Below are 26,137 nucleotides of genomic sequence, written 5' to 3' on the forward strand. Positions count from 1 at the left end.
ATGAAATGTAAAAACCATTGTTATTTATTGCTTTTTTTGACACTGTTTAGCTGTGGTGCCTATTACAATCAGCCCACTGGAGTTGAAAAAGCAATTATTGGTGAAAATACGAAAGCGACAACAGCCCTTAAACAATTGCCAAAAGCAAAAGAACAAATTGTAGTTGGGCTTTACAAATTTCGCGATCAAACCGGACAATACAAAGCTTCAGAAAACGGTAGCAATTTTAGTACTGCTGTAACGCAAGGTGCTACTTCAATTTTAATTAAAGCGCTTGAAGACTCCAAATGGTTTATCCCTATTGAAAGAGAAAATATTGGCAATTTGCTACAAGAACGAAACCTTATTCGATCTACTAGACAAGAATACACAAAAGATGTAGATCCTAATGTGCCACAAATAACACCTTTACTCTATGCGGGAGTTTTATTAGAGGGTGGCATTATATCGTATGATACTAATATTATTACTGGCGGTTTTGGTGCTCGATATTTTGGTACGGGTGGCTCTGTAAAATACAGGCAAGATCGAGTTACTATTTATTTGAGAATGGTATCAACAGCTAACGGAAAGATTTTAAAATCTGTTTATATTTCGAAAACGATATTATCGCAAGCCATCGATCAAAGTCTTTTTAAGTATGTTAATTTCAAAAGATTATTGGAGGTAGAAACAGGGTATACTACAAATGAACCCGTGCAAATGGCAGTGACCGAAGCGATTGAAAAAGCAGTGTGCACACTAGTTCTTGAAGGGATAAAAGGTGGCATTTGGGAGGCTGATGCAAGTCCAGAAGCTATTGATGAAGCTTTAGTCAACTATGAAAAAGAAAATGAGCAAGCACTGACCAACTCTTTATTTGGAAGAAATTTGCAAGAGCGACGTTCAAAATTTGCAGTTGAAATTGGAGCAGGAGCAACACTTATAGATGGCGATTATAGCAATCCTACGTTAAGACCATTAGGACGAACGGCTTTAAAATATTTTTTCACTCCAAGTTTTAGCATTAGTAGTTCGCTCAACGTATTTAAACTAGCTAATAAAGGACTTTTAGATGTAGGCTATGCTACGGTAGATGTGAATGCTGAACTATTGGTATTGCCAAAAGATAAATTGAGTCCCTTTGTATTTGCAGGTTTTGGTTTTGGAACGAATAAGATATTCGAGAATAGACATTCTAAAATTCAATACGGTGCTGGACTGGAATATCTTGTCAGTTCAAAAATAGGAATTAAGGCTTTCGCTGAACAAAATATCAATTTTAGTGATACCATAGATTATTTAGAGCGTGGCGTACGTGATGATTATTATTTCCGATTTGGCGTAGGACTTACTTATTATTTTCAAATTAAAAAGACAGCTCGAAAAACAACTATTATTACAAATTCTAAAAAATGATGATAAAGGATCCTAATATGAATCGCAATGTCTTACCATTAATTCAAAGTGTTTTAAAAGTAAGATGTATAGTCTTGCTCTTTTTCATTTTTCTTTCTTGTGCAGAGGAAAAGTTTGCAGGAGAAGAATTTGGTACTATAGAAGGTAAAGTAGTTAGTGCTGTAGATTTTAAACCTATGGCCAATGTTAAAGTGTTCTCAAACCCCAATACTAGCATTGTGTTTACTGACGAACAGGGTAAGTTTGTAGTCAATAATGTAAAAGTAGGGGATTATTCTTTTGAGGCTCAAAAGGAAGGATATATTGCTAAATTTGAAGCAGCAACCGTTAATGCAAATAAAACCTCTAGTTTAGTTTTTGAGTTGAAGTTGTCAACTACAAATAATAAACCTCCTACAACGCCCGTGTTAGTGACACCGGCTGATAATGCAATCAATCAGGCTCTCGAAATCAATTTAGCATGGACAGCCACCGATATAGAGAAAGACAGTTTAAAATATGTAATTACATTGCGAAAAGAGAACAGTACAGAGGTAGTAACTTTTCCTAACATTTCTAAAAACACATTAACCATTAAAGGCTTGTCCTATAGCACTAAATACTATTGGCAAGTAGCAGTTTCTGATGCTATTAATCCCGCTGTTTTGAGTCCAGTGCGCGCGTTTACCACAATAGACTTCCGAGATGCTCGGTTTCTATTTGTTAAAAAGGAGGTTAATAACTATGTAATTTATTCCGGAGATGAAAGTGGTAATCAGTTACAACTGACCAGTACTAGCGTAAATAGTTGGCGCCCTCGAAAAAATAATCAAGTAAATAAAATAGCATTCATAAGATCAAATGGTGGTCAAAATCATATTTATACGATGAATCCAGATGGAACCAACGTATTAAAAATCACCAACGCGGCACCTATTTCTGGATTTAATTCGGATTATCTCAATTTTTCTTGGAATACTTCTGGAAGCCAAATTATATACCCATCTTTTGATAAGTTGTATCGCATCAATAATGACGGAAGCGGTTTAACCAAGATTTATCAAACACCAAATGGTAAGTTCATTTCTGAGTGCGATTGGAGTAATGACGGTTCAAAAATTGCAATAAAAGTAAATGATCCTAATGGTTACAACGCTGAAATTTATGTAATCAATACAGCAGGAACAGTGCAAAATCAGGTTGTGTCCGGTATTAATGGAGCGATAGGAGGGCTTAATTTTTCTATAAACGGACAACGATTAATTTTTACAAGAGACGTATCTGGCTTTGAAGATGCAAATTACAGGCAATTAGATAGCCGAGTTTTTCAAGCCATATTAAGCACTGGCGTAACTACAGAAATAAGTGCCGAAAAACTTATCGGGACCATAGATATTGACGTAAGATTTTCGCCAAATGAAGCTGAATTTATTTTGATGAATACCTCAAACGATGGCTTGTCTATTAAAAATATTATCAAGTTCACTCCTGCAGGGAACAATCTTGGTGCATCGCGTTTAATACTTTTTTCAAATGCAAGTATGCCAGATTGGGAATAGGGTTTTTAATTAAAATTTAAACCTCTTGATGCCTATTTATTGGTCTCAAAAATAGTTAAAACTATGTACTTAAGTGCATTTCCCTTTCAGGTTCTAAAAATATTTACCGCAAATTCGCAAATTATTTTTTACGTTGCAAGTCTTTAAATTTGCGAATTTGCGGTGGATTTTACATTTTAACCTCGCAGACTTTCAGTCTGCCAAACAAAATCTATGGACTTTAAGTCCATAGTGGTTTAGTTAAATTATAAATTTAAGAAATGCAATTTTATGTTGAGTAGTTAAGCCACACATTAATCAAAATACAAAGGTTTTGGTAGCAATAAACCCATTTTTGAACAGCCCGAAAAAAACGAAAAAGAACGAGCGGCCAACCGCAGAGTCGAGATTTTGATCCTTCAAAAATAGTACAAAAATCCTAAAACCTTGTTCCTAATTCCTAAATCAAATTAGTATCTTTGCGCCACAACTACTTGCATAAAAGCAGGCTTCACAACTATACTACATGAGTTCAGATACTTCAAAAAGATATGCGCTTCGCGGTGTTTCGGCATCCAAAGAAGATGTTCATAATGCTATAAAAAACATTGATAAAGGATTATTTCCTCAAGCTTTCTGCAAAATTGTCCCTGATTATTTAACACAAGATGAAGAGTATTGTTTGATTATGCACGCTGATGGAGCGGGTACAAAGTCTTCCTTGGCGTACATGTATTGGAAGGAAACAGGAGACATCTCGGTATGGAAAGGCATTGCACAAGATGCGTTGATTATGAATATTGACGATTTATTGTGCGTAGGCGCAACAGATAACATTTTACTTTCCTCCACCATCGGAAGAAATAAAAATCTCATTCCTGCTGAAGTGATTTCGGCTATTATCAACGGAACGGAAGAACTAATCAAAGAACTTGATACTTTTGGTGTGACCATTCATTCTACAGGTGGAGAAACCGCTGATGTAGGTGATATTGTTCGAACTATAATTGTAGATTCTACAGTTACAGCTCGTATGAAACGTAGCAAAGTAATTAATAATGCCAATATTCAAGCAGGCGATGTAATTGTAGGACTGGCTTCTTTTGGTCAAGCAACATATGAAAAAAGCTATAATGGCGGAATGGGAAGCAACGGACTTACATCTGCACGTCATGATGTTTTCGGGAAGTATTTGGCAACCAAATATCCAGAGAGTTTTGATGCTGCCGTTCCCGAAGAATTAATCTATTCCGGACAAGTTAACCTGACGGATGCTGTTGAAAATTTACCAATTGATGCTGGACAATTAGTATTATCGCCAACTAGAACGTACGCTCCAATCATCAAGAAAATTTTAGACCAATATTCTTCTAATGAAATTCACGGAATGGTGCATTGCAGTGGAGGAGCGCAAACTAAAATTTTACATTTCGTAGAAAATTTACACATTATAAAAGACAATTTATTTCCAGTGCCACCGCTTTTTCAATTGATTCAAGAGCAATCAAAAACAGATTGGAAAGAGATGTATCAAGTTTTTAATTGCGGTCACCGAATGGAAATTTACGTTCCCGAAACTATTGCACAAGACATTATTTCGATTTCAAAATCGTTTAATGTTGAGGCGCAAATCGTGGGTAGAGTAGAAGCTGCTACTTCAAAAAAACTGACAATTACCAGCGAATACGGGACTTTTGAATATTAATATAAAAATTGGAGGTCCTTTTAGTTTCTAAGTTGCTTAGAATCAAAGGAAATACTACTATAACAAGTCCTGTTGATTATCTAAAACTAATAACCTTTGAGCATAAGTGCCTCAGTACCTTTGAACCTTAAATAAATATGTACGAACTACTTTTTTGGAAATATCAGGACGGAATTTATCTGAATCATCACTTGGTGTACGAGGCCCTTGTGGAGCAAGAAACGGTCGAAGGACTCGAAGAACTTCCTGTTCAGGTTATCTTAAACAGAATCGCCTCTGTATTTTCAAAATGGGAAAAAGTAGACGAAAGCAGTTGGAAAAACACTAACGGCGTAGGTGCATTTCACATCAACACCACACCACAAAGCATTCAAATAGATTGCTATGGAACCGATGGGAAAACCATGAATCTCCTGGCAGATACTATGGAGGAATTCAAATGTCCGGCATATGACCCACAGGTACCGCAGCGCTATGACGAAATGAGTGAGTGAAATTTCTAGGAGCTTATCCAGCTCTACGTTTCAATTCTTCCTTAAAAAAAAATATTTTTCTAAATCCTGAAAGGAGCTTCCGTTGGTCGCTCTTTCAGGACAAGAAAAATTATCTTTTTTGCAGTAAGGATTTTCACTTCGATCTGGGCTAAAACAATCAGCGTTGCCTTACCCCAATAAGTTTAAAATCTAATTATTTCACAGCTGCTGTATTCAAAAGAATTGGCGTTCCAAAACCTATTTGCTCCAGTTTCTTCAATTGCGTTTCCGCATCACCTACAATCAAATAAATCATTTTGTTGGCATTCAAATACATTTCGGAAAACTTTTTTAGTTCGTCAATTGTAATTTTCTTCACGATATTTTCCTGCTGTTTCGCGTAATCATTCGAGTAGTTATAATTGTTAATATCGTACAACATTTCCAGTTTAGAAGATAGCGTTTCAAAAGCTCTTGCATTACTTTTTATCAAATAGCCTTTTGTTACTTCTAGATCGGTATCGTTGAAATTTTTACCGTATTGCATTAAAATATCTTTGATTAAATTCACTGATTCAAAGGTTACGTTAGATCGTACACCACTTGCAATTGTAAACGGACCTTTATTTCTAGAACCACTAAACGAAGAGCTAATGCCATAGGTGTAGCCTTTTCCTTCGCGCAATTGTTGCGTCAATTGGGATGCAAAACTACCACCTCCCAAACGGTAATTCAAGATTTGCGCTGGATAAAAATCGGGATCTATTGCCGCAAGAGCAGGGTAACCAATACGAATTACAGATTGCTTGGCACCCGGAACATCATAAAAATAAATTTTAGATGCTGTAACGGTATTTGCAGAAACAACTGCTGGAATAGTCACCTTTTTTGCTTCCCAATTTTTATTTAGAGTAGCCAATGAATTACTAACATCGGTTTTGCTAATGGCTCCAACAATTTGAAAATTAGTAACGGAAGGAGCCATGTTCTGAGTGTAGTATTTTTTTAGATCATCCAATGTGATGCTGTTTACTGTGCTTTCAGTACCAATGCGGTTGTTGGCTAAAATGGAACCCGTTCCGTAAATTAATTTCTTGTATTCGTTTCGAGCAATACTATTGGGATCTGCTTTTTGTTGTAGAATTTGGCTTAGCGTACTTTGTTTGATCAAATCAAATTCTTTAGCGTCCCAGCGCGGTTGTAGCAGTATTTCTTGAACAAGTCCCATGGTAGCATTGTAATTTTTAGCCAATGTATTTACCGCAATGAAGATCGATTCATCAGTAGCATATGCTCGGATGGTAGCACCTAGACTTTCAATGGCATTTTCTAATTGCTCCGGAGTTTTATTCTTGGTTCCTTTCGTCATCAAATCGGCTAGCATATTCGAAACGCCAATTTTATCGGCGCTTTCAAGTAACATTGCGCCTTTTATTTGCACTTGAAATTGCACTAGTGGCACTTCACGATTGTCAATACCCAATACGCTTATTCCAGAGGATAACTTATTTTTCCAGACCACTGGTAATTTTACATCTGGACTCTGGCCATACTCAGGTTCTACGCTGCGATCAAATGTAGAAGGTGTTTTTTTGTAGGTAGCTGCGATGCTAGCATCAAAAGTATCCTCTTTTCCTTCGATTATTTTTTCTTCGACTACGGCAGCAACAGTCGAATTCTCTAAAATTAAATTGGCTTGTCCTTTTGGAACAAAACTAGTGGCTACATAATTTTTCCCTTTAATGTATTTTTCATAGACCCGCATTACATCTTGCGTAGTTACAGCAAGAATATTCTTTACATCTTGGTTAATATATTCAGGTGTTCCTGCAAAAATCTCGTACTGTGCCAGTTGAAAACCTTTTCCTAAAACACTCGATAAATTGGTATAAAAAGCAGTTTCTTGTCCGGCTTTTATTCGGTCTAAATCTTGTTGTGAAATCCCTTCGGCTTCAAAGTTTTTGAAAGCTTCATTGATGCCGTTCATGACATCATTTAAATTTGTTTTCTGGAATGCCGTTACGCTAAGCATATACTGACCCGCTATTTCTGAATTGTATTGAAACAAATCAGCGGCATCAGTCACTTTCTTCTCTTCCACTAAGGTTTTATACAAAGGCGCTTTTTTACCTTTCGAAAGATAATTAGCCAGCACTTCTAGTGCATAACTGTCTGGATGGTATTCGTAAACCGAAGGCCAAGTTAGTGTGAGCTGCGGCAACTTGGCAAAATTATCCTCATAATATAGTTTTTTTGTTTCGGTTAATTGTACGGGTTGTTTTTCCATTTTAGGAATCGCTTCGCCACGTTTTATTTCTCCAAAGTATTTTTCGACCCACGCTTTAGTTTGTTTCACATCAAAATCTCCTGCAATAGTCAATGTAACATTATTAGGAACATACCAGCGGTTATAAAAACTTTTAACATCGTCAAGTGTTGCATTTTGTAAATCTTCAAGTGAACCAATTACATCCCAATTGTACGGATGCGTTTCAGGGTATAAATTTTTTGAAATTACCGAAAAATTGTGGCCGTACGGTCTGTTATCGTAGCTCTGTCTTTTTTCATTTTTTACGACCTGCTTTTCTTTAGCCAAAACAGGTTCAGTCACTGTATTGATGAAATATCCTAATTTGTCTGCTTCGGCCCAAATCATTTTTTCCAAAGCATCTTTGGGAATAGTTTGAAAATAATTCGTTCGATCTCGACTTGTAGAACCATTAGCTCCTTCGCCACCAATGCGCGCACTCATTTTATCCAATCCGCCTTTACCAAGATTTTCTGATTCTAAAAAGAGTAAATGTTCAAACAAATGTGCAAAACCCGTTCGTCCTACTTTTTCTCTCGCTGAGCCTACGTGACTTGTCAAGGCAACGGCAACAACGGGATCAGATCGGTCGATGTGTAAGATTACTTGCAAGCCGTTATCTAAAGTAAATTTCTCGTAAGCTACTTTAAATTCGGTCGAATTTTTATTTTGTGAGTAGGAGAAAATTGTGCTAAAAAGTAGTAAATAAAATAAAAATGTTGAGTTTGATTTCATTTTTTAAGATTTCGTTCAAGGTTGTTTTAAAGCCAAGAAGAGGTTCTGGCTTTTGACTTTAAAAGTAAGAAAAAATTTTAGAATAAAGTAGGAGATGCGATTATGTTTAGCGTAAACACTTGTATAAGCTCAAAATTATAGTTGTCTAAAACTATTAGTATTCAAGAAAATTAAAGTTGAAAAATCTGAATAGCTTGTTCTTTAATGCTAAAATTGCACTTGAATTTGACTTTGGTTTTTTTATTTCGAAATAAAAATAGGGTTTCGCAGTAATTTTTAAAAAGTCAAAAAGAAATTAATTTGGATTGCGATCGAATTAAGATTTACATTTGAACGTATTGCTATCATAAAAATTAAATGCTATGAATTCGAATTTTGATTTTTCTCAATCCTTAGTTTTAGAGGATGAAAGGGTGTTGCTCCGATCGTTACAAGAAGCAGATGTCAAGCACTTATTGGAGATTTCGAATAACGAGCCAGAGACTTGGAAGTATTCTTTGGTGCGCGCCAATGGTAGAGAAAATCTGGAGCACTACATACATCTTGCTTTGAAAGCACGCAACAACAAAACCGAATTTCCGTTTATTGTATACGACAAAAAATCGGGGAAGTATGCGGGAAGTACTCGTTTTTATGATATGAATTTAGATTTCAAAACAGTACAACTGGGCTACACTTGGTATGGCAGTGCTTTTAGAGGAACGGGATTAAACAAGCATTGCAAATTTTTGCTTTTGCAATATGCTTTTGAAACTTTAGAAGTAGAACGCGTAGAATTTCGTGCAGACAATAACAATGCACGAAGTATTGCAGCGATGAAAAGTATTGGTTGCAAAGTAGAAGGTATCTTGCGCAGTAACATGCCCACAGCGGATAGTGACGAACGTCGCGACAGCATTATTCTAAGTATTTTAAGATCAGAATGGTTTGATGCGGTAAAAGCAAATTTGAAAATGCGATTGTATTGAAAATTTTAGTCGAAGGGATTTAACAGTTTTCACATAAAATCCTTGTAGATCAGTAACAATAGTGATGGATTATATCATATACTTTTTTCGAATCATTTTCGTCAATAGCACTAAGGTCAAAAGCAAAGCTGTTGCCATCATTTTTATAAATGGTCAAAAGATTGTTTTCTAATTTGGTACTTTCAATGGTTTTGAACGCAATTGATTTTCCTGAGAAAGAGTTTATGCGAAGGAACATTCCTTTTTTATTCCATTGCAAATAATTTTTATACCAGAAAGTTCTAGAGAAAAACAAGGCTTGTGATGCGAAGCCAATAGCACGAATTCTTTTATTTATTATGGGGTTTTCAAATGGAATAAGCTCAAAACTACCAACCACAAGACAAATTAAAGATAATACGATCAGCGAAATAAAAAACCAGTTGGCTTGTATGTTATCGAATTTAATTCTTTTCATTTTTGTTGTTTTTAAAAAAGTTTACGCTATTTCCACTAGTATTGATGGCATATAATCGGTTCCGTTCAACACGAGTTTTATTGTTCGTGCTGCGCACGCAACGAAAATCTAGCTGTTAACTGTAGTGTTAATTTTTAATTTTTGTTATATTATAAACATAAGTAATATCGGGATAAACGATATAAAGTAATTCACCCATTTCACTTTTTGAAGATTTAGAATATCTTAAAAATCGTGCAGTACAATCTTTGTTATTTTCGTCAATACATTTATAATCAAAAAAAGTATTTTCGGTAGTTTCAGTGAAGGGAGAAACATTATTGACAATCTTTATTACATGTTCTTTAGAATTAAAAATTTTTATATTTCTTTTTTCTAAATCCAAAGTTATTAAAATCGAAGCTTTCTGAGGTTTAGAATAAGAGTTCTTTCCGTCTAAAAGTTTCGAAAAATAAAAACTATCAGCGGTGAATTTTATAGGCTTTTGAGCAAATATAATTGAAGTGAATAGTAATGAAATTATAAGAATTAAATTTTTCATAGAATTGAATATTCGTTTAGTTTTGGATACATTACAGTTAACTTTTTGCTACTTTGAGATGGCTGGAAGTTCGTAAACGCCTGATTTTCGGCATAACGAAAACTTGATGCGAAACGATAATTCCACTAAATTCCAGTTATATCAAAATGGCTGTTGGTGGCTGTTTTTTTATTGTATTGCTTTAATAAATTTTTTCATTTCGTCCATTTTACCAACTGTAATCCTTGTCCATTTACCTTGCTCTTCATATATTCTTCCCCCTTCAATATTATTATCTTGTAATTGCTTGAAATAATCCTTGTTGTATTTTGCAAGTGAAAAATAGATAAAATTTGTATTAGAAGAAATGCACTCACAATTTAATTTCTTGAGTTCACTGATAGTATATTGTCTTACATTTTCATTTAGTGAGTAGCAATTTGAAACAAATTTCTCATCTTTCAACGAAGCTATAGCAGCAAGTTTTGATAATACACTAACACTATTATTTGTATTGGATTGCAAACTTGCCAAATTATCAATTATTGTTTTGTTTGCAATTGCATACCCAATCCTTGCTCCAGCCAAACCATATATTTTGGAAAATGTTTTTGTAATAATTATGTTTTTATTCAAATTTACGATGTTACTAATAGATTGCTGTTTAGTAAATTCCAAATATGCCTCATCAATTAAAACAATTGTATTTTGTGAAATTTTGGTTAAAAAGTCTATCAGTTCTTCTCTTTCGCAAACTGTTCCGGTTGGGTTATTTGGATTACAGATATAAACAAGTTTTGTCTCTTGGTTTACAGCTTCCAAAATAGCTTTTAGATTAATTTTCTTGTCGGCTGTAAGTGGTACTTTTTTTTTGGTTAAACCAAAATTATCTAATGTAACTGTCCAATAATCATAGCTTGGGTCAGCGATTACATAATTTCCTTTGCCTAATGATACAAATTTTGCGACTAAATCTAAAATTTCAGTTGAACCAGCACCCAATAATATGTTTTCATCTTTAACACTATTTTTCAACGCAATAGCAGAAATTATTTGTGCTTCTATATCCCAGTTGTACCTGTTGCTAATATTCACATTTTCAGCAAATGCTTTCCTTGCTAATGGAGATGGACCATATGGGTTTTCATTTGAGCGTAAAAAAATTAAGCTATCATCATTTTCAAAACTATCAATTAAATTTTCTGTTACAAGCGGAGAAGCAAATGAATTGAAGTTTGAAAGTCCAATACCAGCTACGCCAATGCCAATTTTTTTCAGCCAAAGTCTCCTGTTCGTTTCCATATTTTCTTTTTCTTAATTGGTCTTTAAAAAAAATAGTTTGTTACAATTGTGGTTTGTTAAAATTGCCACCAACTTGTATATAAACGAAATAAACTCTCGCCGATACGCCCAATAAGGACTAATAAGCGAAGATTTACGTTGTTTTTAGTTCTTTCAAATGTATTAAAATTTTCTTACAAAGTCACGTGATTTTTAGTGGTACAATAATTTAAAATTCAATTCATAGAATTTAATTGAAGGTGAAGCTTTTATTGTGGTTTAGTCCATAACAAATTAGTTTTGGGAGTACAGTTCTAGTTTGGATTAATTTTTACTATCGAAAAGTAGCCGACTTTGCAAAAATCTTTCCGAACTTTGCAAGCCAAGATAGGTTCTGTATGCGATTCCACATTTGGCGAAAGCGCAATGCAACACCTAATTGGTAGCAATAATAATTACAACATAAACAATAGCAATGAAAATAAATCCAAAAAACGGAATTGAGAAGCTCATTTTCGGAATGAAACAAAATGATGTTACTGCGCTGTATGGCAAGCCAGATCGCAATTACAAGGACGAGGATGATAATGTTATATTCGCGTACAACAAACTAAAAATGCGCTTGACTTTCTATGTAGAAGAAGAGTTTAAACTGGGTTATATTGTTGCTTCGAGTGCTGATCTAGAGTTGTTTGGCCACAAAATAATCAATAGAAAAATCAGTGAGGTAAAGAAAGATTTGGCAGCAAAAGCCATAACTAAATTCACTCAAGAAGAATTTGATACGTTTGAGAATTATTTCAATGAAGAAAATTGGATAATTTTTCAAACGGAATTTGATGAGGTGGTGAAATTTGAAATTGGTGCCATTATCAATCAAAAAGACGAATTCGACTGGAAATTCGGGAAGAAGTAATTTATTTCTTTAAATTCACAAGTTTATTTGTTATTCCTGCGGAGGAGGAATAGCCACAAGTGGAGTATTAAAGTTGTCGAGATTCTTCCTTCGTCAGAATGATAAATTTGGACGTAGTCTAGCATTAAATTTCAGTGTGGTGTAGGTTAATGACAACTTGATGTTGAATCAAAGAGAAAATATTTTTTATATCAAACAAAAGACCCGATAGATTTTGAAATCTATCGGGTTTTTTATGATCTACTTTTTAAACTTTATTGTTTCGGGGCAGGTTGCTTTTCCAGCATTTCCAATTCAAAAATAAGCATTGTATTTGGCGGAATTACACCACCTGCGCCTCTTTCTCCGTAAGCAAGATTGGCCGGAATAAAAACGATTGCTTTATCACCAAATCCCATATTGTCTAGTCCTTCAATGAATCCAGGAATCATTCCGTCTTTTTTACCCGCTTCAAATGGGAAGCATTGGTATCCGTTTTGTGCCGCGCGATTGGCATCGAATTTTCCGTATGCTTTGTTCACGTCTTCATAACTACTATCAAATAGGGTTCCGTCTTCAAAATAACCAGCATAATTGAAATAGAAGGTTGCGCCTTTAGGCGGTTTCACGCCTGTTCCTTTCTGTGTTATGGTGTACATTAATCCAGATGGAGTAGTAGTTGCTGTTGCTTTCACAGTAGCCAAATATGCTTTTTTTGCATCGATTACTGGACCATATTTTTCTGTATATACTCTTTTAGCTTCTGCCATTAGCGCAGCTTGTTTGGCTTTATTCTCCGCATTGATGATGTCCTGTTTCTTTTGGTCTTCGGATTTATAATTGAAATAGTCCGTGAACACTTTTGGGGCATCAAATTTTTTGGCTAATGCGCCTTTTCTTTCAATAGTTACCTTGGTAATAACATCATTTGCAGCAATTGTATTCACCACATTCATTCCTTCTGTAACATGACCAAAAACAGTGTGTTTTCCGTCTAACCAAGGAGTTTCTTTGTGCGTGATAAAAAACTGACTTCCATTAGTGCCTGGTCCAGAGTTGGCCATAGACAAAATTCCGGATTTGTTGTGTTTTAAATCTGTGAATTCATCTTTAAATGCGTAACCAGGTCCTCCAGAACCATTTCCAGAAGGATCTCCACCTTGAATCATGAAATCTTTGATAACACGGTGAAATTTTAAACCATCAAAAAATGGTTTTCCTTTCAGATTTTCTGGCGTTACAAAAGTATTTTTACCTTCTGCCAATGCGATAAAATTCGCAACGGTTACAGGTGTTTTTTTGTATTCTAATTCCAATACAATATTCCCTTTGTTAGTGGCAATAGTTACAAAAATTCCTTCAATTGCTGCAGGTGTTTTTACTGCAGGTTTAGACGTCGCTTTTACAGTTGTAGCCGTTTTTTTTACTGGCGTCCCTTTTTTTGTAGTTTGAGAATGCATGTTGAACATTCCCAGAAATAATAAAAACAGAATTTTAGATTTCATTTTGTGGTGTATTTAAGATATCACTTTTTAAGCTACTATTGTTGTGGCATTTTTTCCAATAATTCAATTTCGAAAATGATGTTGGCGTTTGGCGGTATCACTCCACCGGCACCTGCTGGTCCATATCCTAAACGGGATGGAATAAAAATTATGGCTTTATCACCAAAAGACAATTGCTCTAGTCCTTCTATGAAACCAGGAATCATGCCATCTTTTCTTCCAGCTTGAAATGGGATGGGTTGATATCCGTTTTGAGCCGCTCTATTTTCGTCGTATTTTCCAAATATTTTAGCAACACTTTCGATACTAGCATCAAATAATTCTCCGTCTTCAAGAAAACCAGCGTAGTGTATGAAAACATTTGCGCCATTTGCAGGCTTCTTGCCACCACTTTTCTTAATGATTGTGTATTGCAATCCAGTTGGTGTTTTAGTTGCTTTGGCTTTTAGAGTTGCAAAATAGGCGATTTTATTTTCGCGAACTTCTTTATATTTTGCGTCGTACACTTTTTTGTTTTCAGCATCAATAGCCGCCTTTTTCTTTTGGTTTTCTGATTCTACTGCAAAATAATCCGTGAAGGTTTTTACTGCATTGAATTTTTTGGCAGCTTCTCCGTTGCGGATAATTGTCACTTTATTGATGTAATCATTTTGAACAATAGTATTCACTACATCCATTCCTTTCTCTACTACACGACCAAAAATAGTATGCTTTCCTTCTAACCAAGGCGTTGCAACGTGTGTAATGAAAAATTGGCTGCTGTTGGTAGTCGGTCCGTTATTGGCCATAGCCAAAACTCCGCCTTTATCAAATTTTAAATCAGAGAATTCATCTTTAAACTTATAACCAGTATCGCCAGAACCTGTGCCAAGAGGATCCCCAGTCTGAATCATAAATTCTGGAATCACTCTATGAAATTTTAATCCGTCAAAAAAGGGTTTGCCTTTTAAGTTTTCATTCGTCACAAATTGATTTTTTCCTTCGGCCAACGCCACATAATTGGCAACTGTGATTGGTGCTTTTTCGAAATCTAATTGTACAATAATTTCCCCTTTGTTGGTTTCTATTTTTGCATACAAACCATCAGGAAGATTGTTGTGTTCTTCTTTACAAGAGTAAAAGGAAGCAATAACTAGGAATACGAATAGGATCTTTTTTTTCATTTCTTATTTTAATTTTATTGAGTTATGGTGTCTTTAGGCGCAACAGCAGCAGGTGTTTCAGTCTTAATAGCTGGTTTTGCTACAGGCGCTTTTAGTTTTAATTCACTTTCTTTTTTATACAAAATTTCCGATTTGAAATCGCGTAAGGTGACAATACAAATTAAGGGTTGGTTTGTGCCAATTTTTTTATCGTCACCATGATAACCATATCCCATATTTGATGGGAAAAGGAAACGTACTTTTTCATTTTTACGCATTAATTTAATACCATCGCGCAATCCCATCATGATATTTTGCTTATCAACATAATAGATTTGCGGTCTTAATTCTAATTCAGAGTAGATTACATTTCCTTTTAAATCTTTGATTTCGTAATCAAAAAAGGCAACATCTCCTTTTTTGGGAGTTAGAGAATCCAATGTATTTTTGGTTTCGTACGTGTACCAATATCCTTTTTTGGAAGCAATATATGTTACTTTTGGATCTTTTTTGATTAGTGCCTCAATATCCGTTTCTTCGTTGGCTACGAGTTTTTTGTTGCGTGCAATAGATTTTTTCATAAAGCTGCCCGAAGTGTGTGACAGTGGCTTTCTAGCATCTTGATGCTGTTTACAACCTATGATAAAAATGGATAATAAACATCCAAACACAATCAACTTACTACATTTTGACATGTTTTTATATTGTTAGTTTTGTTACTAAATCTTCAAATTTACGTATGGTTTCTTCCATCGATACTTCAGATTTTCCGCCTGCTGCATTACGATGGCCACCACCATTGAAATGATCTCTTGCAAATTGATTGACATCAAAGTCGCCTTGGGAACGAAACGAAATTTTGATAGTTTTTTCTTCTTTATTTTCGATAAATATAGCAGTAAAAACGATTCCTTTTATGCTTAATCCGTAATTTACTATTCCTTCGGTATCGCCTTTTACGTAATCAAATGAGTTCAATTCATCTTGAGTAAGGGTGGTGTACGCCGTGTGATGGGCTGTGAAGACTTTCATGTTCTGGAGTGCTCTACCCAATAGTTGTAATCTACCGTAAGAACTATTATCAAATAATAAAGTTGGAATCTCTGTATTTTCGACACCTAAATCTATTAATTCTGCAATAATTCTGTGTGTTGTTCCTGTTGTCTTTGGAAAACGGAAAGAACCTGAATCGGTGAGAATTCCGGTATAAATACAGGTTCCAATAGTTTTATCGATACCACCTTTTTTTCCAAGAAGAGAAATGAAGTTGTAAATCATTTCGCAAGTTGAACCAAAGGAAGTATCAGAATAGGTGAATGTAGCATAATCATCTGGTTTTTGATGATGATCGATCATTATAAATGGTGTTTTTAGGGTCGCTAACAGTTGTTCCATTTCTCCAGTTCGGTGCAATGCATTAAAATCTAAAGTGAAAATGATTTCGGCCTCTTCTAGTATTTTAGTACAATTTTCTTTGTCTTTCTCGTATATTTTGACGTTCTCTGAACCTGGCATCCACGCTAGGAAATCAGGGAATTCGTTGGGTGAAACCACCACTGGATGATGGTTGTTTTTTATTAAAAAATGATACAATCCTAAAGTAGAACCCATGGCGTCTCCGTCTGGGCCTCGGTGAGGGATTATGGCAATTTTTTTTGGTGTTGCTAATAACTGCTGAATCTCGTGAATGTCTTGTGTTTTCATAAGTTGCGAAATTACATTTTTTTAATGTAATGTTGAAATCATTAACAGGAATTTCACGGATTACAAATAATCACGATATCCTCTTTTAAATTTTTGATACAAATGATATTTTGCTCCTTTTACTATTTGAGCATTGTAAATTCCAACTGAACCAGAAGCAAAATAGGCGGTGTAGCAAGCAATACCAACAAAAATTCCACTTTCGATCCCAAAAAGCTCTATTCCCATTACGGTACAAGCAATTGGAGTATGCGTTGCTCCTGCAAAAACAGCGACAAATCCCATTCCAGCCAAAAGTGCTATGGGTAACGGAACTACCAGTGATAATGCACTTCCTAGTGTAGCGCCTATAAAAAACAATGGCGTTACTTCGCCACCTTTAAATCCTGCTCCGAGCGTGAATCCGGTGAATAGTATTTTTAGAAGAAAATCATACGCCGTATTTGGGTTAGAAAAAGAATCCACAATCACGGGAATTCCTAAACCAATGTACTTTGTTGTACCAATAAAATAGATGGCTATTGCCAATAAAATTCCGCCAACGAAAGGTCGAAGCGGAGGATAGGAAATGTTTTTTGAAAATAGCTGACTCCAAAAATGAGTACTCCTAGAAAATAACATGGCGGTTAGGCCAAAAAGAATACTGGCGGTTAGTATCCAAAATAAAGTGGTAAAACTAATGTCTGGGAGTATGGGAATGCTGTATGCGGTATGTTTTATGTTCCAAAATTCAACTGTGAAATAAGCAATATAAGCGGTCAAAAAAGATAAAGGAATACTCTTGAAGCTGATTTTGCTAAAAAAAAGTATTTCTAATGCGAACAAAGCGCCCGCTAATGGAGTGCCAAAAACGGAAGCAAATCCAGCACTGATGCCAAGAAGGAGAATTGTTTTCCTTTCCGAAGCATCCAGTTTGAAAACATTTGTAAATTGATCGGCAATGGTGCCACCCATTTGCACAGCTGTTCCTTCTCGTCCCGCCGAACCTCCAAAAAGATGTGTGATTAAGGTGCCAAAAAGTATCAAAGGAGCCATTTTTAAAGGAATCTTTTTTTGCGGATTTTCGTATTCTTCCAGCAACAAATTGTTGCCTTTTGCTACATCTTTGCCCCCGTAATAATAACCGTAACCAATGAGTAAGCCACCTATTGGTAAAAGCCAAATCAGCCAATTATTATGTTCTCTGCAGTTTGTAACCCAATCCAGTGCAATTAAAAAAAAGGCGGATGCGGAACCTGTTGTTATGCCTATTAAAACACTAATGAGAATCCATTTGAGCGAGACCAGCAGTATTTTTGTAACGTTTTCTATGTTCATTACTTTAATGAAAGTGAAGTTTATGCAAAAGTATAAAAATCCTACTTAGATAAATTATTTTTCAGAAACGACTGCTGTAAATTCAATTTCAACCAGATATTCAGGCCCTACAAGTTGATTGATTCCGTAGAAACCTGTAGTTGGTTTTATTTCTTTGAAAAATTGTGAATGAGCTGCAGCAACAGCCTCAAATGTATTGATATTTGTTGTGAATATTCGCGTTCTAATAACGTCTTTTATACTTGCATCAAGATCTTCCAAAACTTTTTCGACGCGTTCTAAAATATTTAGTGTTTGGGCATAAGCATCATCTGCTTTTACTTTTTCACCGTCTACAATAGCAACTGTACCTGACACCTCTATTATATTGTTAATGCGAACGGCACGACAGTATCCCATTTTATCTTCCCATGGTGAGCCGGTCAATATATTTTCTCTTTTCATTATTTGTGGTTTTAAAAAAGTTTAGCAAAAAATATATTTTGGCTGTGGCATACTATTTGCAAGTTAGAAAAAAAGTAAAATAAAAACATCAATTTTAGATTAAAATAAATTAAAATCGAGAGGATTATTTAGTTGATTAGTTCAATAAAATGTAATATTTTGGGCATTTGAGAGTTATAAATGAAAGTTAAATTGTTGCTTGATTTTTGAATAAATACAATTGGTTTTCTATTTTTAAATTTTTACCAGCAAGGGTCATCAAATTTTAAGAAGTTATGAAAAGGATTTTATATTTAATTTTATTGGTAGGTATTACTTTGAGTGGATCTGCTCAAAATGAATTTAGTTCAAAATTTAAGCCTATTGCACCAAAAAACAATACTCCTAAAATTAAGAAAGCAATTCCACCTACGGCTGATATTCCTCCCATTAAGACTCCAAATGTATTTAAAAACCCAGAGCTTTTGAATCCAAATCCGAGTCCTTCACTTTCAATAACTCCTGAGAGTAATTTTTCAATGACTCCCAAAAATGAATTTATGAATCCGGGCGATGTCTATCGAGATAAATTAAATAAAAAAGAGGATAAATCTGAAGGTCTTGTGTATCGAAAAAATCAAAACTTAGGAAATTTCAGTACGAGTTCGCTCACCGCAAAAGTGAGATACAGAGACGCTGCGTACGTAGATGGAGATAAGATTCGCGTATACTTGAATGATAAAGTGATTGAATATCAAGTAATTTTAGATAGTAATTTTCAAGGTTTTGAAATAGTACTTGAGAAAGGGTTTAACAAGATCGATTTTGAAGCATTGAATCAAGGAAGTTCCGGACCCAATACTGCCGAATTTCAGATCTACGATGATAACGGCGGTCTGATTTCGGCAAGTCAATGGAATCTTGGAACAGGTTTTAAAGCTACAATTGTAGTTACAAAAGAATAATGAATAAAAGCCTAAAATGGATCAGCGGTAACTTTGAATTTCATATCAGCTTTAACCGTAATATCTTGAGCTATACTTTCTTTTAGAACGGCTTCGGTTCTTATTTTATAAGAGGATGCTTTTATATATTTGTCCAAACTTTGATCTGTGCAGATCAAATTTAAAGTGTTTGTTGTTGAATTAATATTTTCTAAATAAGCCAGTTCTATTTCATCATTTGCATCTGTTGAGATAAACAAACGAACCGATTTCAAAAAGCTAAAAGACTTGTCAGTTGGATTTGTAATCGTCAATTTTAATTCGCTAATTTTCACATTTTTCACCAAGTCTGCCTTAGTGTTGTTGTTTTCAAAAGTAGAACTAGAATTGGTAGGTACATCTGGGGTAATTACGCTGAAAGCTGTTCCAATAGGGAATCCACTGCTAATTTTAAAAGTAGTTTGATTGTCTATTGTAAAAGTCAATAAATCATCAATAGCATTACAGGAAGTTATCAAAAGCATTAAAGTAACAACTGATAAATAAATTTTTGTTTTCATAGAAATGGGGTTTAATTTGCGATGAATTTTTAAAATGGTTGTGTATTAAAGTACGTAAATATTTTGAATTAGGTTTTTTAGCATACTGTGATTTCTTTGATTGAGAATTCAATCTGTACAAAGAAAAAGAATTTTTTTCAGAATTCAATTTTCAAATCAAAATATAAAAAGTATTTTTGCGCATGCAACACAACGTACTTATTTTAGATTTCGGATCGCAATACACACAGCTTATTGCGCGTAGAGTTCGCGAATTAAATATATTCTGCGAAATATTTCCTTACAATCATTTTCCGAGTGATTTATCCTCATACAAAGCAGTTATACTAGGAGGAAGCCCTTTTTCTGTTCGGTCAGAAGATGCGCCACATCCAGACTTATCTCAAATTAGAGGGAAACTACCATTGCTAGCCGTATGTTACGGAGCACAATACTTAGCTCATTTTAGCGGTGGCGAAGTAGCAGCCTCGAATACCAGAGAGTATGGTAGAGCTAATTTAAATTTCATTAAAGAAAATGAAGTTTTCTTTGAAGGGGTTTCAGAAAACAGCCAAGTTTGGATGAGTCATAGTGATAGCATCAAAGCGCTACCAGCCAATGGAGTAAAATTGGCGAGCACGCATGATGTAGAATTTGCAGCTTATAAAATTGAAGGTGAAACCACGTATGCAATTCAATACCACCCAGAAGTTTTCCATTCTACGGATGGATCAAAAATGCTGGAAAACTTTTTAGTAAAAATCGCAGAAGTTCCTCAAAATTTCACACCTGGTGCTTTCGTAGAGGAAATGGTAGCAGAATTAAAGGAGAAGTTACAAGACGATAAAGTAGTTCTTGGTCTTTCTGGTGGTGTAGATTCTACTGTCGCGGCAGTTTTATTGCATCAGGCAATTGGAAAAAATCTATACTGCATTTTTGTAAATAATGGTTTACTTCGTAAAAACGAATTCCAGAATGTATTAGACCAATACAAAGGAATGGGTTTGAATGTAAAAGGAGTTGACGCTGGTGATCGTTTCTTGTCTGAATTGGCGGGTGTTAGTGACCCAGAAACCAAACGCAAAATCATTGGACGTGTATTTATCGAAGTTTTTGATGATGAATCGCATCTTATTGAAGATGTAAAATGGTTGGCGCAAGGGACAATTTATCCAGATGTTATTGAATCTGTTTCTGTAAAAGGACCTTCAGCTACTATAAAATCGCATCACAACGTAGGCGGTTTGCCAGATTATATGAAACTTAAAATAGTAGAGCCTTTGCGCATGCTTTTTAAGGATGAAGTACGAAGAGTAGGAGCTTCATTAGGAATTGATCCTGAGTTATTAGGAAGGCATCCTTTTCCTGGACCTGGATTGTCAATTAGAATTCTAGGCGATATTACACCTGAGAAAGTGCAAATTTTGCAAGATGTTGATGCCGTTTTTATTGATGGATTAAAATCTTGGGGATTGTATGATAAAGTGTGGCAAGCAGGAGCAATTTTACTTCCTGTGAATAGTGTAGGCGTTATGGGTGACGAGCGCACGTATGAGAAAGTGATTGCGCTTCGTGCCGTCGAATCTACAGATGGTATGACCGCTGACTGGGTACATTTACCTTACGATTTCTTGATGAAAGTGTCAAACGACATTATCAATAAGGTAAAAGGAGTGAATAGAGTGGTGTATGATATTAGTTCAAAACCGCCAGCAACTATTGAGTGGGAATAAGACTTTAGATTAAAATACAATCTTTAGGTCAGCACTTTTTTTACTGTTGGCTATAAAACGGTATCAGATTTTTGGAATAAAATTTGATACCGTTCGTTATTAAGAATTGAATAATTTATAAATAAAAAGGATGAAATATTTTTTTGCGACTTGTATAATGACTTTGTTTTTTAATTCTAGTGTTTTTTCACAAGAGAAAACGACGACTCATAAAGTGGAGAAAGGGGAGACAATCAGTCAGATTGCGCAAAAGTATAATGTTACTCCATATGACATCTTTCAATTAAATCCCGATGCACAAAGTGGATTAAAACACAATAGTATTTTGTTGATTCCAAAAAACAAAAGCCAACAAAAAGTTGTGGTTCAAAAGAAGCCAGTTACAAAAATAATTACGCATAATGTCGCTCCAAAAGAGACTTTATATGGTATTGAAAAAAAATATGATGTTTCAGACGAAGCATTAAAAAAAGCAAATCCATTTTTGGAAAAAGAAGGATTGCAAATTGGGCAAACGCTTGTCATTCCGACGCAAATTGGTCAGAAGACTTCAAATTCAGTACAAAATCAAGTTGTTTTTCATGAAGTTTTACCAAAAGAAACTAAGTATTCCATTGCTAAAAAATACGATATTAGCATTGATGAATTAGAGAAAAAAAATCCTGAGATAGTTGCCAATTTACCAGTTGGTTTCAAATTGATTATTAAAGGGAATCCTTCAACTTCGGTACCAAAAGTAGAGAAAAGTACAGTTAGGGATCCTGCCAAAGAAATGGTACAAATACTTACTCCAGAACCAAGTCCAAAAATTAAATATATAGAGTATACGGTTAAGCCAAAAGAAACCTTGTTTAGGTTGTCTAAAATGGCTGGATTATCGCAAGAAGAAATGATTGCATTAAATCCTGATTTAGCTAAAGGTGTAGAAGTAGGAATGGTTTTAAGAGTTCCAGCATCAGCTGCTATTCCGCAAGAACCAGAAACTATAAAGGCTTATATTTCATTGTCAAAACAAAACGGTTTGAATGACAGAAAAAAATTGGTTTTGCTTTTGCCTTTCAACCTTTCAAAAATTGAAGGCGATACGATTAATTCGACTGCAATGCGTCTAAAAAAAGACAAGTTTTTAAACATGACATTGGATTTTTATGCTGGCGCTTTGATCGCAATTGATTCGGCTAAACAATTAGGACTAGCCATTGATGTGAGTATTTTTGATTCCCAAGAAACTAAAAATAGCTCTAATGTTGCAGCACTTATAAAAGCTAATAATTTAGAAAATGCGTCTGCTTTAATCGGGCCTTTTTATCAAAGTAACGTAGAGAAAACAGCCGAATTACTCAACAGCTACGAAGTGCCGGTGATTTCGCCATTATCTAAGGATACAGGCACTTCCTTTAGTAATATGTTGCAAACGATTCCAACAACCACTGTAGTTAAAAATGCGGTATTCGATTTCATGAGAGCTAAAAATGGTAATATTATAGCGGTCGTAGATAAGAAAAAAGTTTCGGTGATACAATTTATTCAAGAAAATCATAAGGACGTTAAGTTTTCAACGCTTACTGCAAATGGTGGTGTATCTGCCGAAAATCTTAAAAGTTTATTTGTTAAAGATCGTATCAATTATGTAGTAATGGAAACAGAAAATACAGGTATGATCAAAGCTACGATGGCTGTTTTGTTGAATGCGATGGCAGCATTTAAGGTACAATTGGTTATTTTAGAACCCAACGAAACATTAGACACTGATGAGATTAATTTTCAGAGCTTGGCCAAATTGAAATTAATGTATCCGTCTGTTACTCGTGAGAACCAATCGCCTGAAGCCTTGATTTTTGAGAAAGAATTTAAAAGGAAAAATAAAATATATCCGAGCACTTTTGCAACACGCGGATTTGATATCACTTTTGACACGATGATGCGATTGTCGCAAGATAAAAAATACCAAGAAACTATAGAAAGTACAGCAACCGAACAAGTCGATAATAAGTTCGAATTTTATAAAAAAGAAGACGGTGGCTATATTAATAAAGGCGTGTATATTTTATACTACGATACCGATTTAACCATAAAACAAGCCAACTAATGACATCAAAAGTAACGTACTTGGGAGATTTAAGAACTTTATCTGTTCACCTACAATCAGGAACTGAAATACTATCGGATGCTCCATTAGACAATAACGGAAAAGGAGCTGCTTTCTCACCAACAGATACAGTTGCGAATGCTTTGGCAAGTTGTATGATGACCGTTATGGGTATAAAAGCTCGCGATTTAGAAGTTGATTTACAGGGTTCTACTGCTGTAGTTACTAAAATTATGAATGCAGATCCAAGGCGTATTGGAGCGATTGATATTTCATTTGAAATGAACGGAGTTATTGCTGAAAAGAATAAAACTATTCTTGAAAGAGTTGCCATGACTTGTCCAGTATTTTTGAGTTTGCACCCTGAAATAGAAAAACGCATTAGTTTTAACTGGAAATAAACAGATTTGTATTTCAAGAGACAAGAAACAAGATTCATTAATAATTCTTGTTTCTTGTCTCTTGATTTTTTTTATAAATAATGGAACAAAATCAAAAACAACTTATCAAATTAGCGCATACCAAAATGCCTTTTGGTAAATATGAAGGAAGGTACCTCATTGACTTGCCAGAATACTACGTGGTATGGTATAGTAATAAAGGATTCCCAAAAGGAGAGTTAGGACAACAACTGCAACTCATTTACGAGCTGAAGCTAAATGGATTAGAGGAATTGATTCGAAATATTAAAAAAAGATACCCAAAACCACTATAAATTAGGAAATCTCTACTATTCTGAAGTTAAAATTAGTGTCTGATTGGAAACTTAAATTTCCAAATTATCTCATTTTCAAATTAGCTTTATCTCAATTTATAATTGTATTTTTGCCAAGTTTTTTACACAACTACAACACAAACAACAACAGAATGAATCAAACGAAATATATTTTTGTCACTGGCGGTGTGACTTCTTCCCTAGGGAAAGGAATCATAGCAGCATCATTGGCAAAATTGTTACAAGCAAGAGGATACCGTACAACCATCCAAAAGTTTGACCCCTATATTAATGTAGATCCAGGAACATTAAATCCTTATGAGCATGGAGAATGTTATGTAACTGATGATGGCGCAGAAACCGATTTAGATTTAGGTCATTACGAGCGTTTTTTAAATGTTCCAACTTCCCAAGCGAATAATGTTACAACTGGAAGGATTTATCTTTCGGTTATTGAAAAAGAAAGAAGAGGAGAATTTCTTGGTAAAACGGTTCAAGTTGTACCTCATATTACTAATGAAATCAAAGATAGAATGCAATTGCTAGGTAATTCTGGCGATTATGATATTGTGATTACAGAGATAGGTGGAACAGTAGGGGATATAGAATCCCTTCCTTATATTGAGTCGGTTCGTCAACTGGTTTGGGAATTAGGGGAGCATAACGGAATTGTTATTCACTTAACTTTAGTGCCCTATTTAGCTGCTGCAGGTGAGTTGAAAACAAAGCCAACACAGCATTCGGTAAAAACCTTGATGGAAAGCGGTATCAAAGCAGACATTTTAGTTTGTAGAACTGAGCATGAAATTTCAGAGGAATTGCGTAACAAATTGGCTTTATTTTGCAATGTAAAAAGAGAAGCGGTTATTCAATCTATTGATGCGTCTACAATTTATGAGGTTCCAAATTTAATGTTAGAGGAAGGACTTGATGTAGTGGCTTTGAAAAAATTAGATTTGCCTAAAAAAGCAGCTCCAGATTTAAAAAATTGGAATATTTTCCTGAAGCGATTAAAAAACCCTAAACATACGGTAAACATAGGTTTAGTTGGGAAATACGTAGAAATGCAGGATTGTTATAAATCTATTTTGGAGGCCTTTATTCATGCAGGAGCTGCAAATGAAACCAAAGTAAATGTAATTTCGATACATTCAGAACATATTGATGCCAACAACATCAAAGAAAAGTTCTCTAATTTAGACGCGATTCTTGTAGCTCCAGGTTTTGGGGAAAGAGGAATAGAAGGGAAAATAGCTGCTGTACAATACGCTAGAGAAAATAAAGTTCCGTTTTTCGGGATTTGTTTGGGTATGCAAATGGCCATTATAGAGCACGCTAGAAATGTGTTGGGGTTTGTAGATGCCAATTCAACAGAAATGAACGAACATACAGCTCATCCGGTTGTAAACCTTATGGAGGAGCAAAAAACAGTTACTGATAAAGGAGGAACTATGCGACTTGGAGCATGGAAATGCGACATCAAGAAAGAATCATTGGCCTATAAAATATATGGGAAAGAGACTATTTCAGAGCGTCACCGTCACCGTTATGAGTACAACAGCAGTTATGTAGAACAATTGCAAAAAGCAGGATTGCTTGCTACTGGGGTAAATCCAGATACCGGATTGGTTGAGATTGTAGAAATTAAAGATCATCCGTTTTTTATAGGAGTGCAATACCATCCAGAATACAAAAGTACCGTTGCCAATCCGCACCCTATTTTTGTTAATTTTGTTGCAGCGGCTGTACAAGCAAAGAAGAAATAATAG

23 protein-coding genes are annotated in these 26,137 nt (G+C 35.0%); 12 read left to right on the forward strand and 11 right to left on the reverse strand.

Annotated elements, in window-relative coordinates; translation table 11 throughout:
• From AC061C_RS11535 to AC061C_RS11550, 4 genes are all read left to right on the forward strand, one after another.
• Positions 1 to 1,398 carry a CsgG/HfaB family protein gene (locus tag AC061C_RS11535; protein ID WP_417978989.1) on the forward strand — a complete coding sequence of 466 codons (1,398 nt, stop codon included), beginning with the start codon at positions 1 to 3 and terminating at the stop codon, positions 1,396 to 1,398.
• Positions 1,395 to 2,936 carry a carboxypeptidase regulatory-like domain-containing protein gene (locus tag AC061C_RS11540; RefSeq protein ID WP_478291295.1) on the forward strand — a complete coding sequence of 514 codons (1,542 nt, stop codon included), beginning with the start codon at positions 1,395 to 1,397 and terminating at the stop codon, positions 2,934 to 2,936. The genes AC061C_RS11535 and AC061C_RS11540 overlap by 4 nt, the downstream gene beginning before the upstream one ends.
• Before the next feature lie 505 nt (positions 2,937 to 3,441).
• Positions 3,442 to 4,620, forward strand: a complete 1,179-nt coding sequence (locus AC061C_RS11545) for an AIR synthase related protein (RefSeq protein WP_478291296.1) — start codon at positions 3,442 to 3,444, stop codon at positions 4,618 to 4,620.
• Between the two features lie 137 nt (positions 4,621 to 4,757).
• Positions 4,758 to 5,114 (forward strand): hypothetical protein, encoded by a 357-nt coding sequence (locus AC061C_RS11550; RefSeq protein WP_309758648.1) that lies wholly within the window; start codon positions 4,758 to 4,760, stop codon positions 5,112 to 5,114.
• Between the two features lie 193 nt (positions 5,115 to 5,307).
• Here the strand turns inward: AC061C_RS11550 and AC061C_RS11555 are convergent, their stop codons facing one another.
• Entirely contained in the window at positions 5,308 to 8,136 is a 2,829-nt protein-coding gene (locus AC061C_RS11555; protein WP_478291297.1) for a M16 family metallopeptidase, read from the reverse strand.
• A 362-nt stretch (positions 8,137 to 8,498) separates the two neighbouring features.
• Between AC061C_RS11555 and AC061C_RS11560 the strand changes: the two genes are divergently transcribed.
• Positions 8,499 to 9,104 (forward strand): GNAT family N-acetyltransferase, encoded by a 606-nt coding sequence (locus AC061C_RS11560; protein WP_478291298.1) that lies wholly within the window; start codon positions 8,499 to 8,501, stop codon positions 9,102 to 9,104.
• Between the two features lie 49 nt (positions 9,105 to 9,153).
• Here the strand turns inward: AC061C_RS11560 and AC061C_RS11565 are convergent, their stop codons facing one another.
• From AC061C_RS11565 to AC061C_RS11575, 3 genes are all read right to left on the reverse strand, one after another.
• A complete protein-coding gene (locus tag AC061C_RS11565; protein WP_478291299.1) occupies positions 9,154 to 9,561 on the reverse strand; it encodes a hypothetical protein in 408 nt (135 codons plus the stop codon).
• A 127-nt stretch (positions 9,562 to 9,688) separates the two neighbouring features.
• Positions 9,689 to 10,102 carry a hypothetical protein gene (locus AC061C_RS11570; RefSeq protein ID WP_478291300.1) on the reverse strand — a complete coding sequence of 138 codons (414 nt, stop codon included), beginning with the start codon at positions 10,100 to 10,102 and terminating at the stop codon, positions 9,689 to 9,691.
• Positions 10,103 to 10,270: 168 nt separating this feature from the next.
• Positions 10,271 to 11,383, reverse strand: coding sequence for a pyridoxal phosphate-dependent aminotransferase (locus AC061C_RS11575; protein WP_478291301.1), 1,113 nt, complete (start codon positions 11,381 to 11,383; stop codon positions 10,271 to 10,273).
• Positions 11,384 to 11,837: 454 nt separating this feature from the next.
• Between AC061C_RS11575 and AC061C_RS11580 the strand changes: the two genes are divergently transcribed.
• Positions 11,838 to 12,278: a hypothetical protein gene (locus tag AC061C_RS11580; protein WP_478291302.1), complete on the forward strand. Its 441-nt coding sequence runs from the start codon at positions 11,838 to 11,840 to the stop codon at positions 12,276 to 12,278.
• 254 nt (positions 12,279 to 12,532) lie between these two features.
• Here the strand turns inward: AC061C_RS11580 and AC061C_RS11585 are convergent, their stop codons facing one another.
• The 6 genes from AC061C_RS11585 to AC061C_RS11610 are packed head-to-tail and all read right to left on the reverse strand — an operon-like array spanning position 12,533 to position 18,369.
• Positions 12,533 to 13,762, reverse strand: coding sequence for a peptidylprolyl isomerase (locus AC061C_RS11585; protein WP_478291303.1), 1,230 nt, complete (start codon positions 13,760 to 13,762; stop codon positions 12,533 to 12,535).
• 35 nt (positions 13,763 to 13,797) lie between these two features.
• Positions 13,798 to 14,925, reverse strand: coding sequence for a peptidylprolyl isomerase (locus AC061C_RS11590; RefSeq protein WP_478291304.1), 1,128 nt, complete (start codon positions 14,923 to 14,925; stop codon positions 13,798 to 13,800).
• A 14-nt stretch (positions 14,926 to 14,939) separates the two neighbouring features.
• Positions 14,940 to 15,599 (reverse strand): gliding motility-associated peptidyl-prolyl isomerase GldI, encoded by a 660-nt coding sequence (gene gldI / locus AC061C_RS11595; protein WP_478291305.1) that lies wholly within the window; start codon positions 15,597 to 15,599, stop codon positions 14,940 to 14,942.
• A 4-nt stretch (positions 15,600 to 15,603) separates the two neighbouring features.
• Positions 15,604 to 16,608: a DHH family phosphoesterase gene (locus AC061C_RS11600; protein WP_478291306.1), complete on the reverse strand. Its 1,005-nt coding sequence runs from the start codon at positions 16,606 to 16,608 to the stop codon at positions 15,604 to 15,606.
• A 60-nt stretch (positions 16,609 to 16,668) separates the two neighbouring features.
• A complete protein-coding gene (locus tag AC061C_RS11605; protein ID WP_478291307.1) occupies positions 16,669 to 17,925 on the reverse strand; it encodes a voltage-gated chloride channel family protein in 1,257 nt (418 codons plus the stop codon).
• Between the two features lie 54 nt (positions 17,926 to 17,979).
• Positions 17,980 to 18,369: a RidA family protein gene (locus AC061C_RS11610; RefSeq protein ID WP_478291308.1), complete on the reverse strand. Its 390-nt coding sequence runs from the start codon at positions 18,367 to 18,369 to the stop codon at positions 17,980 to 17,982.
• Between the two features lie 275 nt (positions 18,370 to 18,644).
• On the opposite strand from AC061C_RS11610, the gene AC061C_RS11615 reads away from it, so the two are divergent.
• Positions 18,645 to 19,313: a hypothetical protein gene (locus AC061C_RS11615; RefSeq protein WP_478291309.1), complete on the forward strand. Its 669-nt coding sequence runs from the start codon at positions 18,645 to 18,647 to the stop codon at positions 19,311 to 19,313.
• 11 nt (positions 19,314 to 19,324) lie between these two features.
• Here AC061C_RS11615 and AC061C_RS11620 read toward each other — a convergent pair whose 3' ends face one another.
• Positions 19,325 to 19,852: a hypothetical protein gene (locus AC061C_RS11620; RefSeq protein ID WP_478291310.1), complete on the reverse strand. Its 528-nt coding sequence runs from the start codon at positions 19,850 to 19,852 to the stop codon at positions 19,325 to 19,327.
• A gap of 182 nt (positions 19,853 to 20,034) precedes the next feature.
• Here AC061C_RS11620 and guaA point away from each other — a divergent pair, with 182 nt between their 5' ends.
• The 5 genes from guaA (at position 20,035) to pyrG (ending at position 26,134) form a co-directional block, all read left to right on the forward strand.
• Complete coding sequence (gene guaA / locus AC061C_RS11625) at positions 20,035 to 21,564, forward strand: glutamine-hydrolyzing GMP synthase (RefSeq protein WP_309757524.1); 1,530 nt, start codon at positions 20,035 to 20,037, stop codon at positions 21,562 to 21,564.
• A gap of 130 nt (positions 21,565 to 21,694) precedes the next feature.
• A complete protein-coding gene (locus tag AC061C_RS11630; RefSeq protein ID WP_478291311.1) occupies positions 21,695 to 23,653 on the forward strand; it encodes an amino acid ABC transporter substrate-binding protein in 1,959 nt (652 codons plus the stop codon).
• The gene (locus AC061C_RS11635; RefSeq protein WP_478291312.1) at positions 23,653 to 24,054 is read left to right on the forward strand and encodes an OsmC family protein; all 402 of its coding nucleotides are present in this window, start codon (positions 23,653 to 23,655) and stop codon (positions 24,052 to 24,054) included. Before AC061C_RS11630 ends, AC061C_RS11635 begins: the two co-directional genes overlap by 1 nt.
• An 80-nt stretch (positions 24,055 to 24,134) precedes the next feature.
• Entirely contained in the window at positions 24,135 to 24,368 is a 234-nt protein-coding gene (locus AC061C_RS11640) for a DUF3820 family protein (RefSeq protein WP_309757516.1), read from the forward strand.
• Positions 24,369 to 24,520: 152 nt separating this feature from the next.
• Entirely contained in the window at positions 24,521 to 26,134 is a 1,614-nt protein-coding gene (gene pyrG, locus AC061C_RS11645) for a CTP synthase (RefSeq protein WP_417968711.1), read from the forward strand.
• Positions 26,135 to 26,137 lie beyond the last annotated feature (3 nt).

The organism is Flavobacterium sp. GNP010 (genome assembly GCF_056428945.1).

Excerpts from the sequence above, each read along its gene's own strand:
- AC061C_RS11550 (WP_309758648.1), top strand. The coding sequence starts at position 4,758 with ATGTACGAACTACTTTTTTGGAAATATCAGGACGGAATTTATCTGAAT.
- AC061C_RS11560 (WP_478291298.1), top strand. The coding sequence starts at position 8,499 with ATGAATTCGAATTTTGATTTTTCTCAATCCTTAGTTTTAGAGGATGAA.
- AC061C_RS11640 (WP_309757516.1), top strand. The coding sequence starts at position 24,135 with ATGGAACAAAATCAAAAACAACTTATCAAATTAGCGCATACCAAAATG.
- AC061C_RS11545 (WP_478291296.1), top strand. The coding sequence starts at position 3,442 with ATGAGTTCAGATACTTCAAAAAGATATGCGCTTCGCGGTGTTTCGGCA.
- AC061C_RS11630 (WP_478291311.1), top strand. The coding sequence starts at position 21,695 with ATGAAATATTTTTTTGCGACTTGTATAATGACTTTGTTTTTTAATTCT.
- AC061C_RS11615 (WP_478291309.1), top strand. The coding sequence starts at position 18,645 with ATGAAAAGGATTTTATATTTAATTTTATTGGTAGGTATTACTTTGAGT.
- AC061C_RS11585 (WP_478291303.1), bottom strand. The coding sequence starts at position 13,762 with ATGAAATCTAAAATTCTGTTTTTATTATTTCTGGGAATGTTCAACATG.
- AC061C_RS11555 (WP_478291297.1), bottom strand. The coding sequence starts at position 8,136 with ATGAAATCAAACTCAACATTTTTATTTTATTTACTACTTTTTAGCACA.
- guaA (WP_309757524.1), top strand. The coding sequence starts at position 20,035 with ATGCAACACAACGTACTTATTTTAGATTTCGGATCGCAATACACACAG.
- AC061C_RS11575 (WP_478291301.1), bottom strand. The coding sequence starts at position 11,383 with ATGGAAACGAACAGGAGACTTTGGCTGAAAAAAATTGGCATTGGCGTA.
- AC061C_RS11580 (WP_478291302.1), top strand. The coding sequence starts at position 11,838 with ATGAAAATAAATCCAAAAAACGGAATTGAGAAGCTCATTTTCGGAATG.
- pyrG (WP_417968711.1), top strand. The coding sequence starts at position 24,521 with ATGAATCAAACGAAATATATTTTTGTCACTGGCGGTGTGACTTCTTCC.
- AC061C_RS11610 (WP_478291308.1), bottom strand. The coding sequence starts at position 18,369 with ATGAAAAGAGAAAATATATTGACCGGCTCACCATGGGAAGATAAAATG.
- AC061C_RS11540 (WP_478291295.1), top strand. The coding sequence starts at position 1,395 with ATGATGATAAAGGATCCTAATATGAATCGCAATGTCTTACCATTAATT.
- AC061C_RS11620 (WP_478291310.1), bottom strand. The coding sequence starts at position 19,852 with ATGAAAACAAAAATTTATTTATCAGTTGTTACTTTAATGCTTTTGATA.
- AC061C_RS11590 (WP_478291304.1), bottom strand. The coding sequence starts at position 14,925 with ATGAAAAAAAAGATCCTATTCGTATTCCTAGTTATTGCTTCCTTTTAC.
- AC061C_RS11635 (WP_478291312.1), top strand. The coding sequence starts at position 23,653 with ATGACATCAAAAGTAACGTACTTGGGAGATTTAAGAACTTTATCTGTT.
- AC061C_RS11535 (WP_417978989.1), top strand. The coding sequence starts at position 1 with ATGAAATGTAAAAACCATTGTTATTTATTGCTTTTTTTGACACTGTTT.
- AC061C_RS11605 (WP_478291307.1), bottom strand. The coding sequence starts at position 17,925 with ATGAACATAGAAAACGTTACAAAAATACTGCTGGTCTCGCTCAAATGG.
- AC061C_RS11600 (WP_478291306.1), bottom strand. The coding sequence starts at position 16,608 with ATGAAAACACAAGACATTCACGAGATTCAGCAGTTATTAGCAACACCA.
- AC061C_RS11570 (WP_478291300.1), bottom strand. The coding sequence starts at position 10,102 with ATGAAAAATTTAATTCTTATAATTTCATTACTATTCACTTCAATTATA.
- gldI (WP_478291305.1), bottom strand. The coding sequence starts at position 15,599 with ATGTCAAAATGTAGTAAGTTGATTGTGTTTGGATGTTTATTATCCATT.
- AC061C_RS11565 (WP_478291299.1), bottom strand. The coding sequence starts at position 9,561 with ATGAAAAGAATTAAATTCGATAACATACAAGCCAACTGGTTTTTTATT.